The organism is Tateyamaria sp. syn59 (assembly GCF_007995245.1).
GTDB lineage: Bacteria > Pseudomonadota > Alphaproteobacteria > Rhodobacterales > Rhodobacteraceae > Tateyamaria.
Map to the genome: position 1 here is coordinate 38,856 of NZ_VCBA01000018.1, position 17,691 is coordinate 56,546.

Annotated in this window: 15 protein-coding genes; 12 read left to right on the top strand and 3 right to left on the bottom strand. The window is 63.7% G+C overall.

Annotated features, from left to right (window positions below; all coding sequences use genetic code 11):
* Window positions 1-67: 67 nt before the first annotated feature.
* The 9 genes from FD715_RS20390 to FD715_RS20430 all read left to right on the top strand — a co-directional run bounded on the left by FD715_RS20390 (window position 68) and on the right by FD715_RS20430 (window position 12,927).
* Window positions 68-1,387, top strand: a complete 1,320-nt coding sequence (locus FD715_RS20390) for a nucleotide sugar dehydrogenase (protein ID WP_147114440.1) — start codon at window positions 68-70, stop codon at window positions 1,385-1,387.
* 31 nt (window positions 1,388-1,418) lie between these two features.
* Complete coding sequence (locus tag FD715_RS20395; RefSeq protein WP_147114443.1) at window positions 1,419-2,897, top strand: glycosyltransferase; 1,479 nt, start codon at window positions 1,419-1,421, stop codon at window positions 2,895-2,897.
* 9 nt (window positions 2,898-2,906) lie between these two features.
* Window positions 2,907-3,971, top strand: coding sequence for a hypothetical protein (locus FD715_RS20400; RefSeq protein WP_147114446.1), 1,065 nt, complete (start codon window positions 2,907-2,909; stop codon window positions 3,969-3,971).
* Window positions 3,968-5,386 (top strand): mannose-1-phosphate guanylyltransferase, encoded by a 1,419-nt coding sequence (locus tag FD715_RS20405; protein WP_147114449.1) that lies wholly within the window; start codon window positions 3,968-3,970, stop codon window positions 5,384-5,386. Before FD715_RS20400 ends, FD715_RS20405 begins: the two co-directional genes overlap by 4 nt.
* The gene (locus FD715_RS20410) at window positions 5,379-7,052 is read left to right on the top strand and encodes a right-handed parallel beta-helix repeat-containing protein (protein ID WP_147114452.1); all 1,674 of its coding nucleotides are present in this window, start codon (window positions 5,379-5,381) and stop codon (window positions 7,050-7,052) included. The genes FD715_RS20405 and FD715_RS20410 overlap by 8 nt, the downstream gene beginning before the upstream one ends.
* Entirely contained in the window at window positions 7,034-7,837 is an 804-nt protein-coding gene (locus FD715_RS20415; protein WP_147114455.1) for a hypothetical protein, read from the top strand. Before FD715_RS20410 ends, FD715_RS20415 begins: the two co-directional genes overlap by 19 nt.
* A gap of 102 nt (window positions 7,838-7,939) precedes the next feature.
* A complete protein-coding gene (locus FD715_RS20420) occupies window positions 7,940-9,187 on the top strand; it encodes a hypothetical protein (RefSeq protein WP_189799576.1) in 1,248 nt (415 codons plus the stop codon).
* Between the two features lie 17 nt (window positions 9,188-9,204).
* Window positions 9,205-11,934, top strand: coding sequence for a sel1 repeat family protein (locus FD715_RS20425; RefSeq protein WP_147114460.1), 2,730 nt, complete (start codon window positions 9,205-9,207; stop codon window positions 11,932-11,934).
* A gap of 3 nt (window positions 11,935-11,937) precedes the next feature.
* The gene (locus tag FD715_RS20430) at window positions 11,938-12,927 is read left to right on the top strand and encodes an alginate lyase family protein (protein ID WP_147114463.1); all 990 of its coding nucleotides are present in this window, start codon (window positions 11,938-11,940) and stop codon (window positions 12,925-12,927) included.
* A 49-nt stretch (window positions 12,928-12,976) separates the two neighbouring features.
* On the opposite strand, the gene FD715_RS20435 is transcribed toward FD715_RS20430, so the two are convergent.
* Genes FD715_RS20435 through FD715_RS20445 form a run of 3 tightly spaced genes read right to left on the bottom strand, consistent with a single transcriptional unit; the run spans window position 12,977 to window position 14,527 of the window.
* Entirely contained in the window at window positions 12,977-13,366 is a 390-nt protein-coding gene (locus tag FD715_RS20435; RefSeq protein WP_147114466.1) for a type II toxin-antitoxin system VapC family toxin, read from the bottom strand.
* Window positions 13,363-13,590: a type II toxin-antitoxin system Phd/YefM family antitoxin gene (locus FD715_RS20440; protein WP_147114469.1), complete on the bottom strand. Its 228-nt coding sequence runs from the start codon at window positions 13,588-13,590 to the stop codon at window positions 13,363-13,365. Before FD715_RS20440 ends, FD715_RS20435 begins: the two co-directional genes overlap by 4 nt.
* Before the next feature lie 31 nt (window positions 13,591-13,621).
* The gene (locus FD715_RS20445; protein WP_189799577.1) at window positions 13,622-14,527 is read right to left on the bottom strand and encodes a sulfotransferase; all 906 of its coding nucleotides are present in this window, start codon (window positions 14,525-14,527) and stop codon (window positions 13,622-13,624) included.
* A 117-nt stretch (window positions 14,528-14,644) separates the two neighbouring features.
* Between FD715_RS20445 and FD715_RS20450 the strand changes: the two genes are divergently transcribed.
* Genes FD715_RS20450 through FD715_RS20460 form a run of 3 tightly spaced genes read left to right on the top strand, consistent with a single transcriptional unit; the run spans window position 14,645 to window position 17,680 of the window.
* Window positions 14,645-15,520, top strand: a complete 876-nt coding sequence (locus FD715_RS20450; protein ID WP_147114475.1) for a hypothetical protein — start codon at window positions 14,645-14,647, stop codon at window positions 15,518-15,520.
* Complete coding sequence (locus FD715_RS20455) at window positions 15,517-17,367, top strand: carbamoyltransferase N-terminal domain-containing protein (RefSeq protein ID WP_189799578.1); 1,851 nt, start codon at window positions 15,517-15,519, stop codon at window positions 17,365-17,367. Before FD715_RS20450 ends, FD715_RS20455 begins: the two co-directional genes overlap by 4 nt.
* Entirely contained in the window at window positions 17,354-17,680 is a 327-nt protein-coding gene (locus tag FD715_RS20460; RefSeq protein ID WP_147114478.1) for a hypothetical protein, read from the top strand. Before FD715_RS20455 ends, FD715_RS20460 begins: the two co-directional genes overlap by 14 nt.
* Window positions 17,681-17,691 lie beyond the last annotated feature (11 nt).

A 17,691-nucleotide genomic window follows, 5' to 3' on the forward strand; every position in this document is an offset into this window, starting at 1 on the left:
GAGAGGCATAGAAGAAAGTAATGAAGCCCCAGGCAAAGAACCGGGGGTACGTTGAGGCAAAGCAGAAATGGCAAAGATTAGCGTCTTTGGCATTGGCTACGTGGGTGTTGTTTCCGCAGCGTGTTTGGCACGCGACGGGCATGACGTCATTGCGGTCGATGTCGATCTGGGAAAAATCAAAGCAATCAACGCGGGCCAAAGCCCAATCGTCGAAGAAGGTATCGACGCATTGGTGGCAGAGGTCGTTGCATCGGGAAAACTGCGCGCCACGGACGATTTCGCCCAGGCCGTGCTGGACACCGACGCATCGTTCATCTGTGTCGGCACGCCGTCCGCACCCGACGGGTCCGTCGGTCTGAGCTATGTCACCTCCGTGTGCGAAAGCATCGGCGCGGCATTGGGGGACAAGTCGATCTACCATGCGGTCGTGGTGCGATCGACGATCGTGCCGGGGTCGACCACCGAAGCCTGCATTCCGACGCTGGAGCGGTATTCGGGCAAGGTTGCGGGCAAGGATTTCGGTGTGGGTTATTACCCCGAGTTCCTGCGCGAGAGCACGGCGATTGCGGATTACTATGATCCCGGCCTGATCGTGTTTGGCTATCTGGATGAGGGCACGCGCCACATTCTGGAGGGTCTGAACAAGGATCTGCCCTGCGAGATGCACCAGGTGGATATTCGCACCGCCGAGATGGTGAAATACACGTCGAACACGTGGCGGGCGGTCAAGGTGACCTTTGCCAACGAGATCGGCAACATCGCCAAGGCGAGCGGCATCGACGGGCAGACCGTGATGGAGATCCTGTGCTCGGACGACAAGATCGCGATGAGCCCCTATTTCATGCGCCCCGGTTTTGCCTTTGGCGGCTCGTGCCTGCCCAAGGACGTGCGCGCGCTGCGCTATCTGGCCAACAGCACTGGCACGCCCGCGCACATTCTGAACGCGGTTCTGGATGCGAACGAGGCGCAGATTGCCAAGGCCGAGCAGATGGTCATCGACAGCGGCACCAAGAAGGTCGGCTTTGTCGGGATCTCGTTCAAGCCGGGCACGGATGATCTGCGGGAGAGCCCGCTGATTTCGCTGGCCGCGCGGCTGATCGACAAGGGTGTCGAGGTCAACGTGTATGACCCGTTCGTGCAGGAAGCCTATGACACCGGCACGCCCGGTGCAGGCCGCGGCAACGAAGAGGTGCCGGATCTTGAGGACCGGATGGTCGCGGATCTGGATGAGCTGATCGAAGGCTCGGGCACTGTGCTTGTGGGCAACCTCTACAAGGACACGGTCGAGCGGCTGAAATCTGCGGCTGAGCAGAGGCCCGTTGTCGATCTGACCCGTCTCAACCGCGAGATGACATCCAACAGCCAGTACCAAGGCATCTGCTGGTAAACCGCCCGGAGGGGAGTGTGCGTCCGTGCTGATGGCATTGACACATCTGGCCTATTTTTCGGTGGCGGTGCTGCTCTTGTGCGTGACCCCCCAGGGGTTCCTGGGGGACATGCAGGGCGCGAAAGGCACCGTCCTGATCATCGGCGCGCTGGGGATCTGGCGCTACAGTTGGGCTGTGCTCAACTTCTCGCGGGCGCTTGTCTTCAAGCTGCGGGTCTATCCGCGCTGGCGCAAGGCGCGGGATGCGCGCTTTGCCCAGAGCCGGGCGCGGCATCACTGCTTTTTCATGGTCACCAGTTACATGGTGGATCAGGACACGACGCTGCCTGTCTACCGCTCGATCTTTCGGGCGGCGATGGCGGCGCGGGATGGGGCGACCATTGTGGCCTCCGTGGTGGACGGGATGGATGAGCGGCTGATCCGCGACATCTACCGGGCGATGAACATCGACCCAAATCACGTGGCGTTGGTGATCGACCGGATCAAGTCGAACGGCAAGCGCGACGCCATGAGCCAGGCGCTGCGCATCCTGGCCAGCTTTTCACCGACGCATAACGACATCATGGTGTTTGTCGACGGGGACACGCTGGTGCCCGAGGACATCTGGGCCCGGTCTGCGCCCGTCTTTACCGATCCCAAGACCGGTGCGCTGACCACGGACGAGGCCGCCATCATCGACCGCGAGGGGGCGTTCAAGGACTGGTTCACGCTGCGCTTTAACCAGCGGCAGGTGATGATGTGTTCGATGGGCCTGTCGAACCGGGTGCTGACCCTGACCGGGCGGATGAGCGTGTTTCGCGCGGATCTGGCCACGGACCCGACATTCGTGCGGGCGGTGGGGCAGGATTATCTGGATCACTGGCGCTTGGGCCGGGTGAACTTTCTGACGGGCGATGACAAGTCGACCTGGTTCTGGCTGCTGAGCCGCGGGTTCGAGACGGCGTACCTGCCGGATGTGCAAAGCCGCAGCTATGAGACCCAGCCGCGCGACACATTCTACGACAGTGCCAAGACTCTGATGGTGCGCTGGTTCGGGAACATGATGCGCACCAACGGCCGCGCGATTGCCATGGGCCCCCGCGACATGGGCTTTTTCACGTGGTGGTCGATCCTGGATCAGCGGGTGAGCTGCTGGACCACACTGGTGGGGCCGACTTCGGTGATCATCACCGCGCTGCTGGGTACGCCGATCATCATCCCGCTGTATATCAGCTGGGTGATGCTGACCCGGTACATGTTCTGCACCTATATCGCGGTCTTCAATCGCGAATGGTTCCCGGTCACCCATCCGTTCATCCTGTATTTCGGGCAGGTGGCGGGCGCGATCATCAAGACATTCGTCCTGTTCCGGCTGGACCGGCAAAAATGGACACGGCAGGGCGCGGGTGGGGGCGGCAAAAGCGCCATCCCCTTCTATGACCGCCTGAAAATGGCGGAAAGTACCGCCTTTCACGCACTTGGCTTTGCATGGCTGACGCTGGCCATCATGTTTTTGAACACGTTGGAGTAGGGGCACGATATGAAAGATGCAACCAATCCAAGTGATACGCCGACCGTCCCGGTCGGCTTTGGGCTTGAGAACGAGCACCCGATGCTGACGATGCCGTTCACCCTGTCGGTGGCGGGTCAGACATTCGAGGGCAAGCGCATCTCTGTGACCGAGATCGAGATTGCCCTGCCCAGGGGCACGATGATGTCCGGGTCAAGGGAACTGGCCACGCTCAGCTTTCCGTTCGAGGATTTCACCATCACGCTGATGGCGCAGATGACGGCGACGGATCGTGGCGATGACGGCACGTCTGTCCTGCTGTTTTCCGAACCGACGGGCGCGCATCTGGCGCAGCTGCGCTATATCATCAACAGCGTGATCGCGGGCGACATCGTCACGCTGAAGGGGATGATGGCCTATACCGGGCCGACACAGCCGAAATCGCCCAAGGCGGCGGAGGCCAAGTCGAACCGGGATCGCCTGCGGTCCATTGGCGTGGCGCTTGTGTCCCTGTTTATCGCGTTCATTGCCGGGACGGCCGTGTTCTCGCGCTATACGACGGCGTATGAAATGCACCCCGTCTTCATTGACCGGATGGGGCTGGCGATGCAGGCCACGGTTGCGGGACAGCTGACATATCTGGACCCCGAGGCCGCCCCCGGAGAGGTCGCCTATACCATCGCATCGACGACCGGTGACGTATTGAGCTTTCAAATGCCGCGCGAGGGGCAGGTCTCTGTCAGTACGGATGTATTTGAAGGCGCAACTGTCCTTCCTACGGACTTAATTCTGACAATTTTCGACAATAGCGATGCAATCAGGTTAAGGACATTGATCAGCATCGAAGGTCTGACACGTGCCTTGCAGGGTGACCCTGCGACGATTGAAATGAGTGATGGGCGCACATTGCCCGTGACCGTTCAGGTACGTGACACAACCCGCGCTTCGGCGCTTCGAGGTGATCTATTCGTTCCCGTTGACCTGACGGTGCAAGGTGGGAGCCTGGGGCCGTCCGACATGAACAAGTCGGCGCGTTTGCGGTTGTCAAAAACACTGCTCGGCGCGTTCGGCATCGGGCAGGAGAATGGACAATGACGCGGATCACACCCCTGATCATATGCGGAGGAAACGGCACACGGTTGTGGCCGATTTCGCGGCGGCATAGCCCCAAGCAATTCCAGCGCATTGGCGGGCCCGAAAGCATGACGTTCTTTCAGGCGGCCGTGCAGCGTCATCGCGGCCCCACATTCGCCGAGCCGGTCATCGTGACGGGCCGCATTCACCAGGGGACGGTGCGCAAGCAGTTGCAAGAGCTGCAGGTGTCTGCCCGCATCATCTGTGAGCCGATGGGCCGCAATACGGGTCCGGCTGTTCTGGCTGCGGCCGAGGTCATGCATGCCGAGGATCCGGACACCGTTTTTGTCGTCGTGCCTGCCGACCACGTGATTGAGGGGGATCTGGCCACGCCGATGACCGCCTGTCTGCCTGCGGCACAGGCCGGGCAGATCGTGACCTTTGGCATTCCGCCGCGTTTTGCGGAGACGGGCTTTGGCTACATTGTCGACGCAGGTCCGCTGGATGGATTTGATGCCGTGCGTGCGGTTGAGCGGTTTGTCGAAAAGCCCCCCTATGACGAGGCGACTGCGCTGATCGCGTCGGGCAACGCCTATTGGGCGTCGGGGATTTCCATGTTTTCGGCCCGCACGATTCTGGACGAGTATCGCGCGTTCGACCCCGACACGGCTGCGTTCGTCGCCCAGTCGGTTGAGGAGGCCGTGGACGAGGCCGGTGCGCTGCACCTTGCCTCCGGCAGCTTTGGCCAGGCCACGGCGGAGCCCACGGAAAGCGCTGTGTTCGAGCGCACCGACAAGATCGCCATGGCGCCGCTGAACGTGTCCTGGGACGATGTTGGAAGCTGGAAGGCGATGTATGGCATTTCCAAGCCGGATGCCGCGGGCAACGTGTTGCAGGGCGATGTCATTGCCCGTGATGCGCAGAACACCATGGTCCGCGCCGACAGCCGCCTTGTGTCTGTCGTGGGGCTGTCGGATGTTATCGTGATCGACACGCCTGACGCGTTGCTGGTGGCACGGATGGACCAGACGCAGGACGTCAAGGCCATCGTGGACGAGCTGAAGAAAACCGCGCGCCCCGAAACCGAACGCCATGCCGAAGCCAAGCCCGCCATGGTGCCCATGGTGGATCAGAAGACCGTGTCCGCGCTGGCGCAGAGCGACAATTACCAGGTGGGTGCCGCAGAGATTGCCGTGGGCCGCGCCATGACCATCGAGCCGGGCGATGCGCGTCAGGCGCTGGTCGTGCGTGGCCGGTTGCAGGCCGTCGGGTCGACCTGGCAGAAGACAGTGGGCGAGGGCGGTCGCATCTATACCGACCCTGATGGCGCCATCACCATCACCAACCTGTCGGATGAGCCTGCCGAGTTGCTGTTCGTGACCCTTGCGTCCACCGACTTTCAGCCGAAATCCATGGGCCGGGCCTTGTATGGCTAGGTCGTGCCAACATAGCTGGCGGTCGGTTCTGGCCGCCTTGCTGGTGGTGTTTGCACCTCAGACCGCGCTTGGGGACCTGGGCGCGGTTGACCTTTCTGATCTGCGCAAGACGCTTGCCGAGATCGACGCTGAGCTGGCGGAGGATCGGGGCGGTCCAGTTGATGTCGAGGCGATCTGGTCGCGGTTGTTTGTTCCGGCGCCAGTGCAGTTTCCGGATGTGCCGACGGAACAGCCAGCGGCCCCGCAGCCTGCGCGGTCGTTTCTGTTTGGCGAGGCGCCGCAAGCCACCACAGGCGCCGCCGCCGGCTTGCGCCCGGCAGGCGCGTTGTTCGGCTCCGCGCCGCCTGCGCCGGTGGCTACGGCCGCGACGCCGGGTCTGGGGCTGGCCGGCGTCTCCGCTGCGGCCCCATCTGCGGCGGTCGATGTCGGCACCGTGAATTTTCGTCTGTTTCTGGCGTCGCTGGCGCAGGTCTATACCGGTGAGAACAATCAGGCGGTTGTGAACGCGCAGGGCCCGGCGGGTCCGGTTGCGCTGTCCGTGACGTCGGGGACCGTGACGCTGCGGGATCTGCAGTCGTTTTCGGCGCTGCACGGGCGGGCGCCGCGGATGGACGGGACGCTGACCATGCCGGTGGTGATCTGGCCGGGCGCGACGCTGCGCCTGAGCCCGGGCGAGCGGCTGGCGCTGGCGCGGGACAGTGGCGCGTTTGTGCTGTCCATGGGCACGCTTGATATCGAGGGCGCCACGGTCGAGGTGGCCGGGCAGGAGAACAGCTTTACCCCCAGTTTTGTGCCGTTCGTGACCGTGATAGGTGGCGGATCGCTGATCGCGAAGAATGCCACGTTTCGCGGTCTGGGGTTCGGCAACACAGCCAAGTTCAGCGGGCTGTCGGTTGCGGGCGACCTGATCAATCAGGGCAAGGGCAGGGTGGTCATCGAGGACAGCCGGTTCGACGCGCTGAAGGTCGTGAGCCTTGCCAACATCTATGGTGCGGAACTGACCGGCAACACGTTCTATGACGCGCGTAACAATACGCTGAACCTGATCAATGCGCCGCATGCGCGGGTCGAGGGCAACCTTTTTGCGGGCCGGTCGCCCACCAACGCGATCCGGGTTGAGACCGGGTCGAGCCATGCGCAGGTGTCGCGCAATATCTTCCTGCATGGCGAGCGGGTGGCCGTTCTGGTCGACCGGGGGTCGGACCACGTGGAGGTGCAGGACAACCTTGTGTGGAACCGCGCCGGCGCGGGCGTGAAGTTTCTGGGCACGCGGTGCGGGCTGGCCCATGGCAATCTGATCCTCGACAACGATCAGAAGGGCATCGAGGTGCGCAAGAGCGACGGCACCGTCGTGCGCGACAATCTGGTCGTGGGCAATGGCAGCGCGGGCATCTGGGTGTCGGCGCAGCGCGCGGATGCGCGCACCTCTGTCACCGGCAATATCTTTCGCGCCAATGGCGCGGGCCTTGCTGCGGCGACCGGCGCCGAGATCGAGATTTCGCAGAACGATTTTGCACGGCAGCTGCCGCGTCTGCTGGATGGCGACATCGCCCGGCTGACCGGGCCGGTGGCGCGGGATCTGACGGGCACAGGCATGGTGCGGTTCAAGAACGGTCAGGCCGAGACGCTGGGCGAGATGAGCACCCTGTGCGGAAGCGCCTCGTGATGCGGGCGGTGGCGATCCTTGTCGCGGCGCTGGCACTGCCTTTTGCGCCTGCGGTGGCGCAGGACATACCGGCCTCGCGCATCCCGAATGTGATTGCGCCTGCGGGTGTGGAGGCCGAGCGTGTCTCAGTCGTGGTTGATCCGGGACTGACCAGCAACAAGCAGTTGCGCAGCACGGCACTGCGCCGCGCGCGCAAGGCGATGCAGGCCGGTGAACCGGTGACCGCAGACCAGTTGCGTGCGCTGGCAGAGGCGGGCGATGGGCTGGCCGCACAGCGCTATGTGCGGCTGTTGCAGGCCAAGACGGTTAAGGGCACGCCGTCGGATCTTGCCTATTTCTCGGCCATCGCGGTCGGAACGGGCCGTGTCTGGACACTGGGCGCGATGATCGACGCCATGCACAGCCTTGATCCTCAGACAGAGCCGAAGGCCCGGATCAACAAGTATATTCAGGTGCTCTATCCCCATGCGTGGGCCGGGAACCGGCTGGCGTTTGAGGCTGTCGTGGATTTCAACGGCGAGGGTCGGCTTTTTGGGCCGTTGTCGGAGCGGACGCGCGTCCGCATCCTTGAAGAGGCGCAAAAGCAGGGCGATGGCCGTATCGAACTGGGCATGGCCATGGGTCTGCTGGAACGCGCGGCAGAGGCCGGTGCGGCAGGCGACCAGCACCTGACCGACGCGCGCGCCCTGTTGCAGGTGGCGGCGCAATCCAATCATCTTGCCGTTTCGACAACGGCGGCGAACCTGCTGCGGCACACGGCGGTGGGGCAGGGCGCGGACGAGTAGACAACACGAAGAAGCAGAACCAACACAACCGGACAGCAGCGGGGGCTTGCAATGAAACCGGGTACTGGAACAGGCAGAACGCGCGCAAGATGCGCTGCGGCTTTGACATTCTTATTCACGGCATTTGCAGGCACCGCGCATGCGTTGTCCCCGTATGGATGCCGTGGGCTTGAAACGCATCCGGCCCTTGCTGCGGTCGAGGGGCGCGACGGGGTGTTCTTTGCCATTCGGCCAGAGCTGCAATCCCATCACGGGTTGGCCGAAGAGACGATCGCCCATGTCGCCGACCTGAGCGCCGCGCTTGCGGGCCGTGGCACGACACTTGTGTTCCTGCCGGTGCCGACGCGGGCGCAGGTGATGTCGCATATGCTGCCGCCCTTTGCCGCTGACCTTGGGTACGACGCGAGCGTGGCCACGGCGGTGCATGTCGACACGGTTGCGCGGCTGGAACGGGCAGGGGTGGTTGTGGCCGACCCGCTTGTGGCCTTGCGCGCGGCGGCGTTGGCGGGGGAGCGACCGTTTTTCGAAGCGGACCCGAGGCCCACGGCCACCGGCGCGCGCATTCTTGCGGATACCGTTGCCGGGGCGCTGTCGGATCACGCGTCCCTGACGGATGCGCGCACCGCATCCTTCACGTCCGTCCCGGCGGGGACGCAAACGCTTGCCTCAGCTATGCGCAGTGGGCTGCAGTCCGCCTGTCTGAGTGAGCTGCCAGCGGTGTCCACTGACGCGTTCACGACCAATGCAGGGCAGTTCGGGGCCAATACGGACACGCAGATTGTCGTCGGCACGGAGATCACCGAGACATCGGCGCTGAACCTGCCGGGGTTCTTGAGTGAGGCGACGGGCCTGCGCACCCTCGGCTACGGCGTGCCCGGTGGTGGTGCGTTTGCGGCGATTTCCACCTATCTGACCTCGCAGGATTTCCAGACGGCGCCGCCAAAGGTGCTGGTGTGGGAGGTGCCCGTGTCGGCCCCGCTGGGCCAATTTGGCGATCAGCCGATCCGGGAGTTGACGGCCGCGGCAGGTGCCACGTGCAGCGCGCCTGTGCCGGTGCGCGCGGCGGATGCCAGCGGGGCGTTGACGGCGGAGTTGTCCTCCGCCCAACTAACGGAGCGCACGGCGCTGTCCTTCAACACGGGAGGCACAGGCGTGGCGGCGGTTCGGTTTGATTTCGTGGGCGCGGACGGGTTTGCGCGCAGCCGCAGCATCTATCGCCATGACGGCCAAGTGCTGACCGGGCAGTTCTTTGTCCCGGTGGGCGGGCTTGCAGATTACGGTGTCACCTCTGTGCGCATCTCGGGCAGTTCCGCATTCGGTACTGCGCCGCAACTCAACGTTTGTTTCTGAGCAGGGGGGCCGCAAACATGTTTCGCGCCTTGACACTGATCCTTGCACTGACCCCGGTGGCCCTGCACGCGCAGGCTGCCCCGCTGGACCTGGATTTCCTGCCGCCGCCCATTGCGCCGCGCGATGTGTGTGTGCCTGCGCCAGCAGCACCCGGGCAGGACGATCTGACCGTCGAGGGGACGGAGGATGAGCTGACCGATCGCGAGCGCATCCGCTATCTGCGCCGCGACATTCGCAATTACACCGACGAGGATGCGGACCGCTTTTTCGCGTTCATCAGTGCCTTGATCGTGCGCCGGGCCGAAATTGACGACACCTTTACCGACCTTGACGCGGCCTTTGCCCGGATCGAACTGATGCTGCGCGCGGGCCGCATGCAGGCCATCGCCGACGAGGGCGCAGTTGTGCAGCTGCGCGACCGGGTGGGCGACATGACCAACACCCAGCGGCTGGTTTTGTCGCGGTATTATCAGGACGGGATCGGCGTGGCGCCTGATCCGGCCTATGCCCAGACGCTGTTGCGCGAGGCGGCCTTTGGCGGCAGTGCCGACGCCCTTCTGGAGATCGCGCGGCTGGAGCAGGAAGGCCGGTTGGTCGAGGGTTGGGATGCGCCGCTGGATCTGACCGTGAACATGGCCTTTGGCGGGATTCTGGGCGGTCTTGATCGTGGCGTGTGCCGGCGTGCGGCGCGGATTGCGCAGGAGTACATCCGGGGCGATCTGGTGGCCGCGAACCCGGCGCATGCGCTGGCGTGGTTTCGCTTTGCCGCTGATATGGGTGGGGCGGAAGCGGCCTGGCGCGTGGTCGAGTTCCACCTGAACGCCGACGCGGACCAGAAGGACAATATCGCGTTGCGCGCCTATCTTGAGCGTGCGGTTCAGCTGGGCGTTGCCGTTGATGACCGGGCCGGGGCGGCGCTGGTGTCGTCCGGGGCGGTCAGTGAGGACGAATTGGCCGAGATCCTTGGCTTCAACCACAGTCAGGACGACCGGCGCACGCGCGCCTCGATCACGCCGCTGTTGCAGCTGGTGGTGAATATCGACGGGTTGGAAGCGGATGACGATGGCCCGTTTCTGCAATATCTGCGCGAGATTGCGGAGTTGCCCGAGGCGCCGGGCCGCGTGTTTGACCGGCTTGCGGGCGAGGTGCTGGTGCGCAAGGGCCGGTGGGCGGGTGAGGCCGAGGCGATGGCCCTGTTGGAAGAGGCGGTGCGGCGCGGGGACGGTCCGGGGCAGCGCCGCCTCGCGGGCATGCTGGTGCGTTACCGCGACGATCCGGCGGCGATTGTCCGGGCGGAGAACCTGTTGACCGAGGCCGTCTCGCGCCATGGCATGTCCGAGGCGATGCGCGATCTCGACAGTCTTTACCGCTGTCAGATCAATGATGCGCCGCGCCTTGCGCTGGCTGATCCCTGGGCGGCGGCCTATCGCGGGTCGGGTCATGCCAATGTCACCGTGTCGGCGACGGATCTGTTGGCGCTGTCGCTTGACCGCTCGCCCGAGGCGATTGGGAAGATACAGTCGCTTGCGTTGGAGCGGCGTATCCAGATGGTGGCCTCGCACGCGCAGCGGGTACAGGCGAATCCGCTGGCTTCGTCGCCTGCGTTGCGGTTCTGGGCCAGTGAGCTCAACCGGTCGGATCAGGCGCTGGAGGCTTTTGCTGAGCTGGAGTTTGAACTGGCCACGACACCGGCGCAACGGGACCTTGCCATCGAGTTCTTTCGCCGGGTCTACCTGAACAATGGGGTGACCAGTGCGCTCGACCTGGCCATCGCGCTGGTGGAATACAACGGGCGCGACCCGGAGATTGCGGACGAGATTGTCCACCTGCTGACCATGGCGGGCAACCGGGGCGAGGGGGCGGCCATTCGGCTGCTGTCGCGTCTGCAACGCGGCACCCGGACCGAGGCGGAGGTCTTTGCCCAGTTCGCCGACAAGATCGAGGCGCGGGGCGACTTTCTGGCCCTTATGTTCGCGATCCCGCATATCGGCGACCGTCAGGTCGATGACTATATCGACCGGGCCGTGTCGCTGATGAATTGCGGCACCAAGGATGCGGACGAGTTGGGCGATGCCTATGCGATACGCGGGGACGGCGAATTGAGCTATCACTGGCGCACCATCGGGCTGCATTTCGAGGGCGGCCACGTTCTGTCGAAGCTGCGGTTGTCGAACCGGCAGATGGGCCTGTTCGATGACGGTGCCGCGCCTGACCCGGTGGACCGGGCCGAGCGTGCGCTGGCCAGCAACGACCCCAGCGCCCGTTATCGCCTGATCCAACTGACCGCCAATCCCGACCTCAGCACCTATGACCCGGAGGCTGCGGTTGAACATCTGTTGATCGCCCTGATCAGTCGAGACGAGACGCAAACAGCGCTGATCGCAGAGCAATTCCGGCTGGCCCCGGACGAGATCCGCGACCGGGTGCGCGAGCGGGTGGACGTCACGGTGCTGCTTGAGCGCGCGGCGGCGGCGGGGGACCGGGATGCGGCCTATGAGCTTGGTATGCTTTTGCGCGACACCGCGACGGCATCGGAGGATTTGGCGGCGTCCCTCAAATGGCTGGAAACCGCTGCGGGGCAGGGCCATCGTGACGCCATGTTCGAGGCAGGCTTTGCCCTTGGCCTTGGGTTGGGGCGTGCCAGTGACAGGGCGGCGGCGACAGCGTTGCTGGATCAGGCCAGCGCCCTGGGCCATCCACGCGCGGCCGCGCTGGCCCGGTCGCTGCGCCTGAATGACGAGGGATAAGCGATGCGCCGTCTGCTTGCCGCCGTTTTTGTCCTGATGCCGCTGAACGCATTTGCGGCCTGTGGCACGGTGCCTGAGCCGGTTGTCAGCCTGAGCTTTGACAGCCGCTACGCCGAAGATGACGAGAGCCGCAGCCAGATCGACATCGAGGCCGAGGAAGAGGCAAAACAGGCGCTGGCGGCGTTGGATGATTTCGTGTCGCTTGTCACAGCGAGAACCGACGCGGCGCTGAGCGAGGGGGACGCGGCGCAAGGGGCTTGTGTCATGTCCGCGCTGGCGGACTGGGCGCGGGCCGACGCGCTGTCGCAATTGGGGACCGAAACGGTTGAGCTGACCCTTGGGTCCCGGCTGGCGGCGCTGGCGTTGGTTGCCGCGCAGGTGGCCCCGTCGGCGAAAACCGCCGATCTGGCTGCTGTGCAGGGGTGGTTGGACCGGCGCATGGCCGAGCAGATGACGTTCTGGGAAACAGCCCCGAACGGCGCGGCGTCCGGCAATTTGCGCGCCTGGGCGGCCTTGGCGGCTGCGGCGACGTCACTGGTGACGCAGGATCCGATTGCGCGGGGATGGGCGGCGTGGTCGCTGAATTATGTCGCCTGCACGGCCGCGCCGGATGGCAGCCTGCCACAAGAGATGCGCCGGCGGCATCTGGCGCTGCATTATCAGGTTCACGCCATCACGCCGATGGTTGTCACCGCCGCTCTGCTTGAGCGGCAAGGCGTCCCAGTCATGAGCCGCTGCACCCGTGCGCTGGACCGGATTGTTGATTTTACGATCACAGATCTGGCCAGTGGTGGTGCTGCCAGTGCTGCCATCGCGGGTGTCCCGCAGACCATGGATGCCGGGTTGGCTGGGCTTGAAGATTTCCAGCTGTCGTGGGCCGAGGCATGGCTGACCCTGCGGGCCGATCCCGCGCTTGAAGCGGTTGTCGCCAGCCGCCGTCCCTTGCGGTACTCGAAACTGGGCGGGGATCAGACCCGTATCTGGGGTCAGTAGCGGGTCAGTAAGATTGAGACGGTGGTAAAAATTTACATAAGCCTGATTATCACCACGTTCTGACAACAGACGACAGATCGTCAAACACCGCGTCGGCCGAGATCAAAGGCGCTGCCATCGCCTCTGCCGTGGCGCCGATCAGCCTGTCGAATGGATCGCGGTGGTCCCACTCCATTGTGCTGGCGCGGATACAGATGTCGGGTGTCATCGTGGCCACCGCGCCGCCCTGATCACGCAGGTAGCTGGCAAGCTTGTGCACGTGCGGCTCCATTTCCGGCCATTTGCCGATACGTACCTTTTGCCCGATTTCGAAGAAGGAGATTGGGCTGACATGCACCTGCGCTGCATTGGTGATCGCCGCGCGAGCGGCCTGGGTCAGTCGCGGATCGTCGGTGAGTGTCCATACCCAGCTGTGTGTATCCAGAAGAACACTGGTCACGCGCCGCCTTCCCAAGCCTCCAGCGTGTCGGCGTCGAGCGGTTCGAGAAAGTCGGGCCCTGCCCCTACATCCGGTAAAACACCCAGTTGAAAGCCCGACTGGGCCATTGGCACCAGCCGCACGACCGGGCGATTGCCCTTGGCGATGATCACTTCTTCGCCTGCGAGGGCAGCCTCGATCAGTTTGGACAATTGGCTTTTGGCGGTGTGGACATTGAACTGCATGGGTTAGACATAGCTAACTTAGCCAACTTGTTCAAGGGCCGTCGGGGCGCCCCATGCGCGCGACCTCTTCCTGCAGTGCGGTGGCGGCCAGCACATCATCCTTGGGAAACTGTGACAGGTTCACGGCCTGCCCGCGCCCGATGGACGTGGGTGCGATGTCGACGACGTCTGTGGCGCCGGGGGGCACGTTCAGAAAGGACCAGATACGCCTAAGATGCGGCGCGGGCCGGGTGCAAAAATCGTCGTAATCCACGAGGAGGAACCGCCCCGCCATATGGTCCGCGCCAAAGGATATGGCGGCACGGTTTGCAACCGTCCAGAACCGCAATTGCCGGTGTTGCATGTCCCCCTCTTGAGGCAGGTCGAACACATGGCTCCAATGGCGCATCTGCCAGGTCTTCGTGGTCAGGGCCATGTCCCGACCGTTGCGCACGATATGGATGTAGCGCAGGCCGGGGATATGGTGGTTCAGATGGGGTAGAAAGACGTGGGTGTTCGGCTCTTTCCATCCCCAGAGGCGTGGGGTTGCGGGGCCGGTGGATGCGCGCAGTCTGTCAATCAGTGGGGCGCGCGGCCCTGCCTTCCAAGGGCCGTTGGGATGCACCGTCGCTGCGAGGTGATCGAGAAGCGTTGTGTCAGTGGGCCGCAAGCCGTGTTGCAAGCCTGTCGTGCTGGCGCGGTGGAACAGGTCGATGGTGTCGGCCACTGCGCGGTCATCGAGCGCTGTCTGGCCTGTCTGCTGCACCCAGGCGGCCCGCTTGAACAGGATGGAGAACCACAGATTGTCCAGGGCCCGATTGAGCGCGGTGCCGATGTCGAACCCGGCTGCGCGCAGCACGGTGGCAAAAAGGCGTGTGCCGCTGCCGCCAAGCCCGCCGATGGCCACCGGCTGACCGGGAAGGGCGCGCGATGGAACGGTTGGCCGCCGATCAGACACAGGCCGCCTTAAAGCGCTGGAACACACCCGGCTTTGGGCATAAGGTGTTCATGGATATGGACATTCTTCACCCCTGTCACAAACCCGACATTTCATCAAGTTGCTGTGCCTTGCGTGATGACCCCCTCTGAACCCAATATCGTCAGCACGCCGCGCGCGCTGTTTCGGCCGGACCCGGTGATCGGGTGGTCGCTGACGCCGGGCTACCAGGTCAATGTCGGCTTTCGGCCGGGTGTCGTGCAAAGGATTGATCCCGACGGGTGGCGGCATGTGCCGGGCTCCGACGGGAACAAGGCGGGCCTGCGCGTTGGGCTTTATGGCTGTTCGTTCACCTATGGCAAGGCGCTGGCGGATGAGGAGACCTTTGCCGGGCAGCTTCAGGCGCAATTGCCGGACCTGCGCATCCTGAACCGCGGCATCAGCGGGCATGGCACGGTGCAGAACCTGTTGCAGTTGCGGCGTGATATCGCCCGACAAGCGGTGGACGTGGCCGTTTTCAACATCATCGGGGATCACCGTTATCGCAACATCGCGCACCCTTACCGGATGCGCCAATACCTGGCACCCGCCTGGCACCGGCAAGGGATCGAACATGTGCCCGTTGCGCGCCTGGCCTCTGACGGTCGGCCGGAGATCGTCTATCACCCGATTTGGCAGCCTGTGACCCGCGATGCGGTGTTCCACATTTTTCTGCCCGACGATTTCATGATCAACCTGGCCTCGGCGGCTGTTCTGAACCTGGTGCAGGAGACGGCACAGGCCGCGAACATGCCTGTCGCCTTTGCCCTGCTTGACGAGATGGACCCTGCGTTCAATCGCATGGTGCAGGATCGGTTGGACCGGGTGCACGACATCGCGACACCCCATGACGCGCACCACCGCTTTCTGCCCGATGACGCGCACCCCAATGTTGCGGCCAATACCCATTACGCCAACGGCCTTCTGCCTATCATCGAAGAGCTGTGCGAGCAGTATAGCGGGGTCAGATTGTGAGCGCGGCCCCGACGATCCTTGGTATTTCCTCGCATTTCCATGATGCGGCTGCCGCGCTGGTGCAGGGCGACAGGATCATTGCGGCAGCACAGGAAGAACGCTTCACGCGTGAAAAGGGGGATTGGCGGTTTCCGCACAAGGCCATCGCCTATTGCCTGTCACAACTGCCTGATGGCACCAAACCGGACAAGGTCGCCTATTACGAAGATCCCGGGCTGAAAGCGGCACGCATCCTCTATACTGCGCGGCGGGTTGCACCGGGGGGTGCGCAGATGTGGCCGAATATGCTGCGCACGCTGCGTGCCGTGTCGCAGGAGTTGCCGCATATGCTGTGTGAGGTGGCCCGGTCACCCGATGACATTCTGTTTGTGCCCCATCACAGGTCGCATGCGTCTGCGGCATTCCACCCATCGCCCTTTGACAGCGCGGCTGTGCTGGTCCTTGACGGGGTCGGAGAATGGTCCACGACCAGCATCTGGCACGGCGATGCCGAGGGGTTGAGGGCGATCAGCGAGATCACCTTTCCGCACTCTCTGGGACTGTTCTACAGCGCGTTCACCCAGTTTTGCGGGTTCAAGGTAAACTCCGGCGAATACAAGCTGATGGGTCTGGCGCCCTTTGGTGTGCCGAACATGCGCAAGCTGATCAGGGACCACCTGATTGACCTGCGGGATGACGGGTCATTCGCGTTGAACATGGATTACTTCGGCTTTGACCGGAGCCTGTCGACCACGTCGCCCCTGTTTGAAACTCTGTTCAAGCAGCCGCAACGCGCGCCCGACGCCCCCGTGACTGCATTTCACATGAATGTCGCAGCTTCGGCGCAGGCGGTGTTGGAGGATGCGGTGGCGCGCCTGGCGCGCACTGCGCTCGAAACCACGGGTGAGCGGCGGTTGTGCATGGCCGGAGGTGTGGCGTTGAACTGCGTGGCCAACAGTTACCTGTTGCACACCGTGCCGACGCTGGAGGCGCTTTGGGTGCAACCGGCGTCGGGTGATGCGGGCGGTGCGCTTGGTGCTGCACTTGAGTTGGCGCATCGAAGCGCGCCATCGCCGCAACATGCCAAGCGTGATCGGATGTTCGGCAGCCTGCTGGGTCCCGATTTTGATGCGGGTGACATTCAGTCCGCGCTGGACAGCGCCGGGCTTGCCTACTGCCACGAACCCGATCCGGAACGCTATGCCACCGATCTGGCCGCTACGTTGGCCGATCAGAAGATCGTGGGCCATTTCCATGGCCGGATGGAATATGGGCCGCGCGCCCTAGGCAATCGGTCGATCCTCGCAGATCCGCGGGGGGTCAAGACCCTGAACCGGGTGAACCGGTCGATCAAGTTTCGTGAGGATTGGCGGCCCTTCGCCCCGATTGTGCTGGCAGATCGGGCGGTGGACTATTTCGAAGCGCCGCATCACAGCCCTTACATGCTGCTGGTGTCAAAGCTGCGGGAACAGCATCGCGGGCCTGCCAATATTCGCCAGGCGCGGGCACGTGGCGCGGCGGGTCCGATGGCATTGCAAACGGCTGTCACCAGTGACGTAGCCGCCGTCACCCATGTGGATTTCAGTGCGCGACTGCAGACCGTTGATCCGGACACCTCGGCGCAGAATGGCAGCCGTATTGGCGCGGTTCTACGCGCGTTTGAGGCACAGACCGGTTGCCCGATGTTGCTGAACACATCGTTCAACGTCCGCGGAGAGCCGATCGTGTGTACGCCACAGGACGCGATCAACTGTTTTCTCAACACGCATATGGACGTCCTCGCCATCGGCGACTTTCTTGTGCACAAATCGGAGCAGCCCGATTGGGCCAGCCAGGCCGTGGGAAGGACCCGTTTTGACCCGGATTGATATTGCCGAACTGAACGACGTACTGCACCGGTATCTGACGGAGGCGGGCCAGCCTGCGGCGGCAGAGCATCCGGACGCCGGCACCCTGTTGCAGCCCGCTGACGAAACGCTGAACGCGCCCTTGCGCAGTTTTGGCGATGTGTATGGTCAGGGCGACGCGTTGCTGGTGCAGATTGCGCGTCAGACGGACGATCCCGGTTTGGTGCAATTGGCCGAAAGGTTGGCAGAGGACATTGCAGAGGACCGTCTGACATTGGCGGACCGCGAGGCGCCTGCCCCGCGTATCCTGTCTTTTGTCTACCCCGTGGTCTGATCGCGGGGCAC

Coding starts and splice junctions, on each gene's coding strand:
- FD715_RS20390 (WP_147114440.1), top strand. CDS start 68: ATGGCAAAGATTAGCGTCTTTGGCATTGGCTACGTGGGTGTTGTTTCC.
- FD715_RS20395 (WP_147114443.1), top strand. CDS start 1,419: ATGGCATTGACACATCTGGCCTATTTTTCGGTGGCGGTGCTGCTCTTG.
- FD715_RS20400 (WP_147114446.1), top strand. CDS start 2,907: ATGAAAGATGCAACCAATCCAAGTGATACGCCGACCGTCCCGGTCGGC.
- FD715_RS20405 (WP_147114449.1), top strand. CDS start 3,968: ATGACGCGGATCACACCCCTGATCATATGCGGAGGAAACGGCACACGG.
- FD715_RS20410 (WP_147114452.1), top strand. CDS start 5,379: ATGGCTAGGTCGTGCCAACATAGCTGGCGGTCGGTTCTGGCCGCCTTG.
- FD715_RS20425 (WP_147114460.1), top strand. CDS start 9,205: ATGTTTCGCGCCTTGACACTGATCCTTGCACTGACCCCGGTGGCCCTG.
- FD715_RS20430 (WP_147114463.1), top strand. CDS start 11,938: ATGCGCCGTCTGCTTGCCGCCGTTTTTGTCCTGATGCCGCTGAACGCA.
- FD715_RS20440 (WP_147114469.1), bottom strand. CDS start 13,590: ATGCAGTTCAATGTCCACACCGCCAAAAGCCAATTGTCCAAACTGATC.
- FD715_RS20450 (WP_147114475.1), top strand. CDS start 14,645: ATGACCCCCTCTGAACCCAATATCGTCAGCACGCCGCGCGCGCTGTTT.